This is a genomic window from Pseudomonas sp. 25 R 14 (assembly GCF_900004755.1).
GTDB classification, from domain to species: Bacteria; Pseudomonadota; Gammaproteobacteria; order Pseudomonadales; family Pseudomonadaceae; genus Aquipseudomonas; species Aquipseudomonas brenneri.
This window is the reverse complement of record NZ_CVTS01000059.1, coordinates 1-12,898: the sequence shown is the minus strand read 5'-3', so window position 1 is coordinate 12,898 and position 12,898 is coordinate 1. Positions and strand designations below refer to the sequence as shown.

Annotated in this window: 4 protein-coding genes; 3 read left to right on the top strand and 1 reads right to left on the bottom strand. The window is 61.6% G+C overall.

Going from position 1 to position 12,898, the window contains the following annotated elements; translation table 11 throughout:
- Positions 1-153: 153 nt before the first annotated feature.
- Entirely contained in the window at positions 154-1,287 is a 1,134-nt protein-coding gene (locus tag BFQ03_RS21125; RefSeq protein WP_032862967.1) for a cupin-like domain-containing protein, read from the bottom strand.
- Between the two features lie 153 nt (positions 1,288-1,440).
- Between BFQ03_RS21125 and BFQ03_RS21120 the strand changes: the two genes are divergently transcribed.
- The 3 genes from BFQ03_RS21120 to BFQ03_RS21110 all read left to right on the top strand — a co-directional run.
- Positions 1,441-2,181, top strand: coding sequence for a thioesterase II family protein (locus BFQ03_RS21120; protein ID WP_082445663.1), 741 nt, complete (start codon positions 1,441-1,443; stop codon positions 2,179-2,181).
- A 44-nt stretch (positions 2,182-2,225) separates the two neighbouring features.
- Positions 2,226-3,209, top strand: a complete 984-nt coding sequence (locus tag BFQ03_RS21115) for a TauD/TfdA family dioxygenase (RefSeq protein WP_032862970.1) — start codon at positions 2,226-2,228, stop codon at positions 3,207-3,209.
- A gap of 270 nt (positions 3,210-3,479) precedes the next feature.
- A partial coding sequence (locus BFQ03_RS21110; protein ID WP_065943961.1) for a non-ribosomal peptide synthetase occupies positions 3,480-12,898 on the top strand: 9,419 nt, incomplete at its 3' end.

The window sequence follows — 12,898 nt, the reverse complement described above, 5'->3', positions numbered from 1 at the left end:
GGCGGTACAGGCAGCGAAGATGTCGCCTGACCCACCGCTATCGCAGCCTCGCCAGGGCTCGACAGCTCCCACATTGATCTTCATCCAGACCGAAATCCCGGATCCGCCGCCAATCCCCTGTGGGAGCTGTCGAGCTCCCACAGGGTTCTGGTGTTACCAGCCGCGCCCGGAGTTGACCCAGAAATTCACGGACAGCGAGGTGGAGACAGACTCCACTTGATGGAACCAGCCTTCAGGCAGGAACAACAGGTCGCCTGCCTCCAGGGTCACCCGAAGAAAGTTCACGTCGCGGGACGCCGGGAAGCGTTGGTAGTCCGGGGCGTCGGGGTTGACTTCGCAGCCGTCGAGCCCGCCCTCTGGCGATGTCGACCAGGTGCCTAGCGCTTCACGGTGATGCGGAGCGGCGAGGGTGAAGGATTTGCGCCCCCAGACCTGGGCAAACATATTGTCTGTGTCATCGCGATGCAGGGGCGTCAGCGTGCCTTTGGGGCCGATCCAGATGCGTGGCGCGATGAACTGCGACTGATCGAAGTAGGGCGGGTGTTTGATCTGCTGCATCAGTTGTGCCGGCAGAATATTGTTGCCCATGTAGGCCGGCGGCGTGCCGTCGGCGTTTTTCGCTGCGGGAGTGTCCAGCGAGGCAATAAAGTCCGCCATGGAGGTGGAGCGAAAGTCGCGGTCTGCGGAGAAGGTCTTCTTCACGTAGTCGCCGTGACGGGTGATGCCTTGCAGTTCGGCGAAGTGCACCAGGGATTCTTCGCGGCTGAGTTTGAACAGGGGCCAGTCCTGCAGCGCATCGCTGATCACCAAGGGAATGCCGTGGGGCAGGTAACGGCTGCGAAATTCGCTGACGGACACTTCGCTGCGCGGCCGGCGTTCCACGGTGCGCAGGGGCGGCAGGCTGGCTGAAATTCGCTCGCTCAAGCGCGCCGGCGTCGGGTAGCGCTTGTTCTTATCGACCTTTTCCGCCTTGGCGCCACCCTGGCGCGCATGGTCGATGATCTGTGGCAGCATCGTGGCCAGGCCCATATTGCCGCTGATCTTCAGGCGTCCGCTGGCAAACAGCTCTTCGACGTTGACCATGCCCCCCATGATCCCGAGAAAGTCCCGCTCCGTCACCTCGATGGTCACGTCGGGGTGGGCGTGGCGGCCACGTTCGGTACGGCTGTGAGTTTTGACCTCGGACCAGAATGCCTGTTCGGGTGCGAATGCGAATTGAAAGACACCTTCAATGCCGACGGCGCCGGCATTGGCGAACAGCTTGGTCAGAATGGTCTGCAAATCCACGGCGATCCCTCTTGTATGGGTTATTGATCTGAACAAGGGAACGAGCGCTGCTGCATGAAATTTATACATGATGTTGCGGGTGGTCTGGCGTGACCCTAATTTGCCCAGGCCTTCATCCGTTCCTTTTACACGTAATAGATTGGGGTAAACGTGGTGACCAAGCTGACACTGCTGTGCTTGCCGTACTCCGGCGCCAGCGCCATGGTCTACAGTCGGTGGCGGCGCAAACTGCCGGAATGGCTGCACGTGCAGCCAGTGGAGCTGCCGGGCCGTGGCGCACGTTTTGATGAGCCTCTGCAAACTGACATGCGCACCCTGGCGCGCCAATTGGCTGTGGAGCACAAGCCGTCGCTTGAGGCGCCTTATGCGCTGTTCGGGCATAGCCTGGGCGCTTTGCTGGCGTGTGAAATGGCGCATGCGTTTCGCGCCTTGGGCTGCCCGGAGCCGGTGGCGCTGTTTGCCTCGGGCACGGCGGCGCCGACCCTGCGCAGTGACTACGATCGTGACTTTGCCGAACCCAAGACGGATGAGCAGTTGATTGATCAACTGCGTACTTTCCAGGGCACCAGTGAGGCCGTGCTGGCGGACAAGGAGCTGATGAGCCTGACCCTGCCGGTACTGCGCGCCGACTTCTTGCTGTGCGGCCGTTTTCGCCCGCAGGAGCGGCCGCTGCTCAAATGCCCGGTCCATGTCCTGGGTGGCAAGGAAGACAAAGCCACCACGGAGCAACTGATCGGCTGGAGCAAGGAGACGGGCGGCAGCTTCTCGGTGGATATGATGACCGGTGGTCACTTCTTCATTCATGAGCATGAAGCAAGGGTGCTGCGGGTCATCAAGGAACACTTGGAGGGGCATCATCGCCGCTACGTCCAGATGAGCGCACTCGCTCGCTAGAACCGCGCCCGCTGGCGCAATCGATTGTTTACAGGAGGCCCATCATGGGTGTTGCCTTGGGATTTTCCGTTGGTCCGTTACGGGCAGGGCAGGGGCGTTTGCCGCTGCTGGTCGAGGCCACTGAGCCAGGCACCAGCCTGCTGGCGGTGTTTGAAGAACTCAGCGCGTTGGTGGATGAACACTTGTTGCGCGACGGTGGGATTCTGTTTCGCGGGTTTACCCTGGAGGGTGCCGAACAGTTTCGCGAGTTTGCAGCCAGTTTTGGTCATCCTTTGTTGAGCTACGAGTTTGGCTCGACCCCGCGAAGCAGTGTCACGCAGGGGGTGTACACCTCCACCGAGTATCCGGCGCACCAGAGTATTCCGCTGCACAATGAGCAGGCCTACTCCCGTGATTGGCCAATGAGAATCTGGTTCTACAGCATGATCGCCGCGCAGTCGGGGGGCGAGACGCCGATTGCCGACAGTCGTGAGGTCTACAAGCGTATCCCGGCCTATATCCGCGAGCGTTTCGTCAGCAAGGGCCTGATGTATGTCCGCAACTACGGCAACGGCCTGGATGTGGCTTGGGAGCAGGTGTTCAATACCGAGGACCGGGCAGTTGCCGAGGCGTACTGCAAGGCGCACGCAATTGTCTGCGAGTGGAAGGACGATGGCGAGTTGCGTACCCGCCAGACCTGCCAGGCGGTGGCTCGCCATCCGCGCACGGGTGAGATGGTCTGGTTCAACCAGGCGCACCTGTTCCATATTTCCAACCTGCAACCGGAGGTGCGTGAATCGCTGCTGGACATCGTTGATGAGGAAGATTTACCGCGTAATGTCTATTACGGCGATGGCTCGGCCATTGAAGACGAGGTGCTCAATGAGATTCGCGCGGTGCTCGACGACTGCATGATCAGCTTCCCCTGGCAGTCGGGTGATGTGCTGATGCTCGACAATATGCTTGCGGCTCACGCACGCGCGCCCTTCGAGGGCAAGCGCAAGGTGATTGTGGCGATGGCCGAAGGCTTTTCTGCCGACCAACTGTAAGCGTCATCCTCGATTGTTCCCGCACAAGCGGGAACGATCCCTCTGTATCCAAGCCCTGTAGCCACTGACTCATTCAGCAGTCAGCCAGGCGGCATTGCGGTGCTTCAAGCGCAGAATTCTTCAAGCGCCTCAAGGTCCTCGGGACCTTATCTTCTCTGCCTCAGCGACTACAAGATAGTTGTTCTCAGTCGCTAATTTTCCCCGGTTGCATTCGTTTTATAGGGACGACGTGCCTTTGTGCTTCCTGCCTATTGATCCGGATGCTAAGAAATGAATGCTGAAGACTCCTTGAAACTCGCTCGCCGGTTTATCGGGTTGCCCCTGGAAAAACGCCGGCTGTTCCTTGCGGCCTTGCAAAAGGAAGGGGTGGATTTTGCTCAGTTTCCGATCCCGGCGGGTGTAGAAGTCGAAGATCGTCAGGCGTTGTCCTACGCACAGCGACGGATGTGGTTCCTCTGGCAACTGGATCCGCAAAGCGGCGCCTATAACCTGCCCAGTGCCGTGCGGCTCAAGGGTAGGCTCGACGAGTTGGCACTGGAGCAGGCCTTCGCCAGCCTGGTGGAGCGCCACGAAGCCTTGCGCACGGTATTTCGCCAGTTACCTGACGAAAGTCTGCAACAAGTGCCCGCCAGCGCCCCGTTGATTGTCGAGCGCGAGGACTTCAGCATCCTCCCCGAGGACGAGCGTGAGCGCCGGGTTCGCAGTGAAGCCCAGGAGCAGTCAATGCAGCCATTCGACCTGGCTGCCGGTCCGTTGCTGCGAGTCAAGCTGATCAAGCTCGATGCCGAGCAGCACGTGCTGTTGTTGACCTTGCATCACATCGTTTCCGATGGCTGGTCGATGAGCATCATCATCGACGAATTCGTGCGCTTCTATGACGCTCACCGTCGTGGTCAGGCGCTGAGCCTCGAACCGCTGCCGATCCAGTATGCCGACTATGCCTTGTGGCAGCGGCGCTGGATGGAAGCCGGCGAGCAGGAGCGCCAATTGGCGTATTGGCAGGAGCAACTGGGCGATGAGCATCCCGTGCTTGAATTGCCGACCGATTTTCCGCGCCCGGCAGTGGCCAGCCATCAAGGCAGTCGTTACGAGTTCGATCTGCCGACAGCCCTGGCGGATGAACTGCGTCAGTTCGCGCGCCAGCAGAATGTGTCGTTGTTCACCGTGTTACTGGCAGCCTTCAATATCCTCTTGTACCGCTACACCGGCCAGACCGACTTGCGGGTCGGTGTGCCGATTGCCAACCGTAACCGGCTGGAAGTCGAAGGCCTGATCGGTTTGTTCGTCAACACCCAGGTGATCCGTGCGCGCTTTGACGAGCAGACCCTGGTCGCTGGCCTATTGCAGGACCTCAAGGAAGTGGTCAATGCCGCGCAGGCCCATCAGGACCTGCCATTTGAGCGCCTGGTCGATGCCCTCAAGCTGGAGCGTAGCCTGAGCCACACCCCGCTGTTCCAGGTGATGTACAACCATCAGCCGGAAGTGGCTGACATCGAGACGTTGCAACTGAGCTCCGGGCTCAGCTTGAGCCGGCTTGAATGGGACAGTCGCACCACCCAATTCGACCTGACCCTGGATACCTACGAAAAAGGCGGCACACTCAAGGCTGCCCTGACCTTTGCCAGTGATCTGTTCGTTCAGGCGACTGTCGAGCGCATGGCGGGCCATTGGCTCAAGGTGCTCAACGAGATCGTCGCCGACAGCGCGCGGCGGGTCAGTGAACTGCCGGTACTTGATGCCGCCCAGGTGCAGGCCCAGGTCCTGGACTGGAACCGTACCGAGGCGCAATTCCCGGCGCAGCGCGGTGTGCATCAGTTGTTCGAGGAGCAGGTGCAGCGCAATCCACAGGCGATTGCCCTGTTGTTCGACCAGCAGGCCCTGACGTATCAACAACTCAATCAGCGCGCCAACCGTCTGGCGCACAAGCTGCGCGAATCGGCACCGGCTGGTGCCGAGTTGCTGGTGGGCGTGGCTACCGAGCGTTCGGTGGAAATGGTCGTGGCGCTGCTCGCGGTTCTCAAGGCCGGTGGTGCCTACGTGCCGCTCGATCCGGAATACCCCAGCGAACGCCTGCGCTACATGATCGAAGACAGTGGCGTGCGCTTGCTGTTGACCCAGAGCCACCTGCTGGACAACCTGCCGCTGGGCGAGACCGTTCAGGCCTTGTGCCTGGACCAGGAAGGTGACTGGCTGGAAGGTTACAGCGATGCCAACCCGGCACTGCCATGCCTGCCGGAACAACTGGCCTACATGATCTATACCTCGGGCTCCACCGGGCGGCCCAAAGGGGCGGGCAACCGTCATACGGCACTGACCAACCGCCTGTGGTGGATGCAGCGGGCCTACAGCCTGGATGCCCGCGACACGGTACTGCAAAAGACCCCGTTCAGTTTCGACGTCTCGGTCTGGGAGTTCTTCTGGCCGCTGATGGTCGGTGCGCGGTTGGCCGTGGCGCTACCGGGCGAGCACCGGGAGCCGGCACGCCTGATCGAAACCATCGGGCGTTACCAGATCACGACCTTGCACTTCGTGCCCTCGATGTTGCAGGCCTTTATCCATGAGGCCGGGGTCGAGGCTTGTGGCAGTCTCAAGCGCATCATCTGCAGCGGTGAAGCCTTGCCGGTGGATGCCCAGCAGCAGGTGTTCAGCAAATTACCGGGCGCCGGACTGTTCAACCTCTATGGCCCGACTGAAGCCGCCATCGACGTGACGCATTGGCGGTGTGTGGACGAGCGTCGGGCCAGCGTGCCCATCGGTGTGCCAATCGACAACCTGCGCACCCAGATCCTTGGTTCCGGCCTGAGCCTTTTACCCGTCGGTGCGGGGGGCGAGCTGTACCTGGGTGGGGTTGGCCTGGCCCGTGGTTATCATCAGCGGCCAGGGCTGACCGCCGAGCGCTTTGTGCCCGATCCGTTCAATGCCGGTGAGCGCTTGTACCGCACTGGCGACCTGGCGCGTTATCGGGTCGATGGGGTTATCGAATATCTCGGGCGTCTCGATCACCAGGTCAAGCTGCGTGGCCTGCGTATCGAACTGGGCGAAATCGAAGCCAGCCTGTGCGACCACGAACTGGTCCGTGAGGCTGTGGTGCTGGCCCAGGACGGCAAGCAGTTGGTGGCTTATCTGGTGTTGACTTGCGAGCAACCGCCGGCCGACTGGCGCGAACAGCTCAAGGCCAGCCTGCTGCAAGGCCTGCCGGAATATATGGTGCCGCAACACCTGCTGGCGCTCACGGTGCTGCCGTTGATGCCCAACGGCAAACTTGACCGCAAATCCCTGCCGCGCGCCGAGGCTGGCGTGCAAGCCGAATACGTTGCCCCTGCCAGCGATATCGAGAAGGCCCTGGCGGCGATCTGGCGTGACGTATTACGCGTGGAACAGGTCGGTCTGGAAGACAATTTCTTCGAATTGGGCGGCGACTCCATTGTTTCCATCCAGGTCGTCGGTCGTGCCCGTCAAGCCGGGATTGCCTTCAGCCCGCGGGACTTGTTCCAGCACCAGACCGTGCGCAGCCTGGCACAGGTTTGCCAGGCCAACGTTGCCGTCACCATTGATCAAGGTCCGGTCAGCGGCGAGGCACCGCTGACCCCGGTGCAACAGTGGTTCTTCGAGCAACCGATGACTCAGCGTGCGCACTGGAACCAATCGCTGTTGCTGACCCCGCGAGAAACCCTCGACTTGGCCCATGTGGACGCCGCCGTACTGCGCCTGATCGAGCAGCATGATGGCCTGCGCCTGCGTTTCGAGGCCGGCACCCAAGGCTGGACCCAGGCCCACGGTGCGATGCCGGATGCGTCGCCGGTATGGCAACGCCAGGCGGCTACCGCCGAGGAGCTAAACGCCCTCTGCGATGAGGCTCAACGGAGCCTGAGCCTGGCGCAAGGCCCGCTGTTGCGGGTGCTGTTGGTGAATATGGCGGACGGTAGCCAGCGGCTGTTGCTGGCCATCCATCACCTGGTGGTGGACGGGGTGTCCTGGCGCGTACTGCTTGAAGACCTGCAAAGCCTGCTGACCCAGGCCAGGGCCGGTGCAACCCTGGCGTTACCGGCGAAAACCAGCGCCTACAAAGTCTGGGCCGAGCAGTTGCAGGACTATGCCCAGCGCCCGGCCTTGGCTCGGGAGCTGGACTATTGGCAGGCGGCGCTGGCCGATGCTCCCGCAGACTTGCCCTGCGATCACCTGCAAGGTGGGTTGAGCAATGCCCTGGGGCAAAAGGTCTCCGTGACCTTCGACGCCCAATTGACCCGTCAATTACTGCAAGAGGTGCCGGCTGCCTACCGTACCCAGGTCAATGACCTGTTGTTGACCGCGCTGGCACGCGTCATTGCCCGCTGGAGCGGTGAGCAATCGGTGTTGATCCAGCTTGAGGGGCATGGTCGCGAGGAGCTGTTTGAAGACATTGACCTGACCCGCACCCTGGGCTGGTTCACCAGCCTGTTCCCGGTCAAGTTGACCCCGGCACAGGACCTGGCCGGTTCGATCAAGGCGGTCAAGGAGCAACTGCGCGCAGTGCCCGGCAAAGGACTGGGGTTCGGTGTGTTGCGCTATCTGGGCGAGCCACAGGTGCAGGCGATATTGGCGGAGCTACCGGCACCACGTATCACCTTCAACTACCTGGGGCAGTTCGACGCTCAGTTCGACGACGGCGCGCTGTTCGTGCCGGCCACCGAGAAGTCAGGCGTGGCCCAGGACGAGCAAGCCCCGCTGGCCAACTGGTTGAGCATCGAAGGCCAGGTGTATGGCGGTGAACTGTCATTGCAATGGACTTTCAGCAGCGAGTTGCACGAGCGCGCAACCATCGAGCGTGTGGCCGAAGACTATCGCCAGGAATTGACCGCACTGATCGGTCATTGCCTGCAAGCCGAAGCCGGTGGCGCCACGCCTTCGGACTTCCCGCTGGCCAGCCTGACTCAAGAGCGTCTGGACGCGCTGGAAACCCCGCTGGTGCAGATCGAAGATATTTACCCGCTGTCACCGATGCAGGAAGGCTTGTTGCTGCACACCTTGCTGGAGCCGAATTCGGGCATTTACTTCATGCAGGACCGTTACTGCATCGACAGTGACATCGACCTGCCGCGCTTTCGTAGTGCCTGGCAGCAAGTCATCCAGCGTCACGATGCACTGCGGGCCTCGTTCAACCTTGACCATCAGGGTGAAATGCTGCAGATCATCCACCGCCATGCGCCGCTGCGCCTCGACTGCCTGGACTGGAGCGAGGTGCCGGCCGAGCAGCACGAGGCCGATTTACAGCACCTGCTGGAGAACGAGCGCCAGCAAGGCTTCAACCTGCTGGAGCAGCCGCCGTTCAGCCTGCGCCTGATTCGTCGCGGGCCCCAGCAATACTGGTTCATCCTCAGTAACCACCACATCTTGATTGATGCCTGGTGCCGATCCTTGCTGTTGCAAGACTTCTTCACCCTTTACCAGGGCAAGCAGATGCCGCAACCGGCGGCGCGTTACCGTGACTTTATTGCCTGGCTGCAAGAGCAGGGCGAGGAGGCGGCAATCAGTGCCTGGCGCGAAGAGTTGCAAGGCGTCGAGCAACCGACCCGGTTACCTTACGACCGGCCCATGCAGCGCCAGGGCGGCCAGTCACAGATCGGTGACCGTTACCTGAACCTGGAGCGCAGCGAAGGTCGCGCCTTGCGTGAGCTGGCCCAGCATTATCAATTGACCGTCAATACCTTCACCCAGGCGGCTTGGGCGCTGGTCATGCACCGCTACAGCGGCGAGCCGGATGTAGTGTTCGGTGTGACGGTGGCGGGTCGACCGATCAGCCGTCCCGAGATGCAGGACACCGTTGGCTTGTTCATCAACAGCATCCCGCTGCGGGTGCGCATGCCGCAGGCTGGTAGCGTCAAGCAATGGCTGCAGGCATTGTTCGAACACAACCTGGCCTTGCGTGAGCATGAGCATCTGCCGCTGGTGAAAATCCAGGCCTGCAGCCACATCGACAGCAGCCAGCAGTTGTTCGACAGCCTGTTTGTGTTCGAGAACGCGCCGCTGGAGAGCGCGGTGGTCAGCGGTGCCCAGGAACTCAGCGCGATTGCCGACAGCGCCCGGACCCATACCAACTACCCACTGACGGTGGTGGTCTACCCGGGCGATGAGCTGGGGCTGCATCTGTCCTACGACCAGCGCTTCTTCGATGAGGCAACGATTGACCGTTTGCTGCACGATATGAAGCGTGTACTGGGTGCGCTGGTCAGTGGTTTTCATGGCCAATTCTCGGCCTTGTCGCTGCTGTCCGACGCGGACCGCTACCAGTTGGTTGAGGCCTGCAACCAGACTGAACGCAGCTATCCGCTGGACCAGGGGTATGTGCGTCTGTTCGAGGCCAGTGTGGCGCAGTACGGCGAGCGCACGGCCGCCTCGTGCCTGGACCGGCAATGGAGCTACAACGAACTCAACCGCCAGGCTAACCGTGCCGGTCATGGGCTGATTGCGGCAGGTGTACAGATCGACCAGCCAGTGGCTTTGCTGGCCGAACGGGACCTGTCGTTGCTGGGCATGATCATCGGCAGTTTCAAGGCGGGTGCCGGTTACCTGCCGCTCGACCCGCATTTGCCGGATGAACGCCTGTTGCGTTTGCTGGAGTTGAGCCGCACGCCAGTGCTGTTGTGCTCCGCCGCTTGCGCCGAGCGTGCCCGCAGCCTGTTGGCCAGCCTTGCAGTAGAGGTTGCGCCGCGGCTGTTGGTCTGGGAAGACCTTCAGCAGGGGGGTGCTGCGCAGGGCAACCCGCAAATCTACGTCGGTGCCCGCCATTTGGCGTATGCGATCTACACCTCTGGTTCCACCGGCACGCCCAAGGGTGTGTTAGTCGAGCAGGGCGGCATGCTCAACAACCAATTGAGCAAGTTGCCGTACCTGGAACTGGGGGAAAAGGACGTGATCGCCCAGACCGCATCGCAGAGTTTTGACATTTCGGTATGGCAATTCCTCACCGCACCGCTGTGCGGGGCGCGTGTCGATATCGTGCCCAATGACATTGCCCAAGAACCAGCAGCCTTGTTGGCCCATGTACGGCAGGCGGGTATCACGATTCTGGAAAGTGTGCCGTCACTGATCCAGGGCTTGCTCGATGAGCCAGTGATGGCTTTCGAGCACTTGCGCTTTATGCTGCCAACCGGTGAAGCGATGCCGCCGGAACTGGCCCGCCGCTGGTTGCAACGCTACCCGGCAATCGGCCTGGTCAACGCTTACGGTCCTGCCGAGTGTTCTGATGACGTGGCCCTGTACCGCGTGGAAATGGCCGCGACCCAGGGGACTTGCCTGCCCATCGGCAGCCCGACCGACAACAACCGCCTGTACCTGCTTGACGGCCAGTTGCAACCGGTGCCTGTGGGCGCTGTGGGTGAACTATGGGTTGCTGGCGTCGGTGTTGGTCGTGGTTACCTCAGTGATCCGGGACGTACGGCCATGGCCTACCTGCCGGACCCATTTGCCCTGGAGGCTGGTGGCCGGCTGTACCGCACCGGTGACCTTGGTCGTCGGCGTAACGATGGCCTGCTGGAGTACGTGGGGCGCGTCGACCATCAAGTCAAGGTGCGTGGTTTCCGGATCGAGTTGGGTGAAATCAGTGCGCACCTGCTGGAACTGGAGGTGGTACGCGATGCTGCGGTCGATGTCTTCGAAAGCGGCACTGGCAAGGCCTTGGTGGGCTACGTGGTGCCGGCATCGGCCGACCTTGCCCACGATGCATTGCGTGACAGCCTGCGCGACAGTCTGCGCCAGCGTCTGCCCGATTACATGGTGCCGTTGCAGTGGGTGTTCCTTGAGGGGCTGCCACTGACCCCGAACGGCAAACTGGATCGCAAGGCCTTGCCGGCGCCGGATGCCGGTCAGTTGCAACAATGCTTCGTGGCCCCGCGCAACGAACTGGAGCAGCGTGTCGCGCAGATCTGGCAGGACGTGCTCAAACTGGAGCGTGTCGGCTTGACTGACAACTTCTTCGAACTGGGCGGCCATTCGTTGTTGGCCACCCAAGTGATTTCCAGGGTGCGCCATGCGCTGAATATCGAACTGGCGCTGCGTACGCTGTTTGAACACACCACCTTGCACGCCTTTGTCCAGGCCCTGGGCCAGAGCCAGGCTGGTGGCGAGCCGGCGCTGGTGGCGGTGGATCGTCAGCAGCCGCTGTTGCTGTCCTATGCCCAGGAACGGCAGTGGTTCCTCTGGCAACTGGAACCCCACAGTTCGGCGTACAACATCCCGCTGGCCTTGCGTCTGCGTGGAGCCCTGGACGTGGCCGCTCTGACACGCAGTTTCAATACGCTGATCGAGCGCCATGAAAGCCTGCGTACGCGCTTTATCCAGGACCAGCAGGCGCTGCAAATCATTGATGCCCCGCTGGCATTGGCGCTGGTGGCAGAACCTTTGGCCAGTGACGCGCTGATCGCCGCCGCCGTGCAAGCCGAAGCTCAGGCGCCGTTCGATCTGCAGCAGGGGCCGTTGTTGCGGGTGAAATTGCTGCAACTGGCGGCGGATGATCATGTGCTGTTGCTGACTCAACACCACATCATTTCTGATGGCTGGTCGATGCAGGTCTTGGTGGAGGAACTGATTGCCCTGTATGGCGCCTATAGCCAGGGCCAGAGCCTGGAACTGCCAGCCCTGGCGATCCAGTACGCCGATTATGCGCAATGGCAGCGCCAGTGGATGGAGGCCGGTGAGCTGCAACGTCAACTGGCTTACTGGAGCAACCAGTTGGGCGATGAGCAACCGGTACTCGAACTGCCGACTGACCGGCCGCGCCCGGCGGTGCAGGATCAGCGTGGCGCGCGCCTGGAAATCCCGTTGGACGCGGCGCTGAGCGCCGGCCTGCGACAACTGGCACAGCGCGAAGGCGCGACGCTGTTTATGGTCTTGCTGGCGTCGTTCCAGGCCTTGCTACATCGCTATAGCGGGCAAAGCGACATTCGTGTCGGCGTGCCAGTGGCCAACCGGCAGCGGGTCGATATCGAGCGTTTGATTGGCTTCTTCGTCAATACCCAGGTGCTCAAGGCCGAGGTGGATGGCCAGGGTGCGTTCATCGAACTGTTGCGACAGGTCAAGCACACGGCGCTGCAGGCCCAGGCCCACCAGGACCTGCCGTTCGAGCAACTGGTACAAGCGTTGCAGCCGGAACGCAGCCTGAGCCATAGCCCGCTGTTCCAGGTGATGTACAACCACCAGAGTGAGGGCAAGAGAAGCATCGACGTCGACTTGCCAGGGTTGCGGGTCGAAGGCCTGGCCTGGGAAAACCAGACCGCGCAGTTCGACCTGACGCTGGAAACCTACGAATCGCGCGACAGCCTGAGTGCCTCGGTGGTGTATGCCAGCGAACTGTTCGACGCCAGCACCATCGAGCGCCTGGCGCAACACTGGCAGCACCTGTTGCAGGCGGTAGTGGCTGACCCTACGCAACGTATTGCGCAATTGCCGTTGCTGGCCACAGCGCACGAGCGTGTGATTCTCGAAGACTGGAACCGCACCGCCGCAGCTTACCCAGCCGGGCAGTGCATCCAGCAGCTGATCGAAGAACAGGCGGCGCGCACCCCAGAAGCGGTGGCGCTGGTGTTTGCCGAACAACAACTGAGCTACGCCGAACTCAATACCCGGGCCAACCAGTGGGCGCACCGCCTGCTGGAACTGGGCGTCGGCCCGGACGTGCTGGTGGGCGTGGCGGTTGAACGGTCGCTGGAAATGGT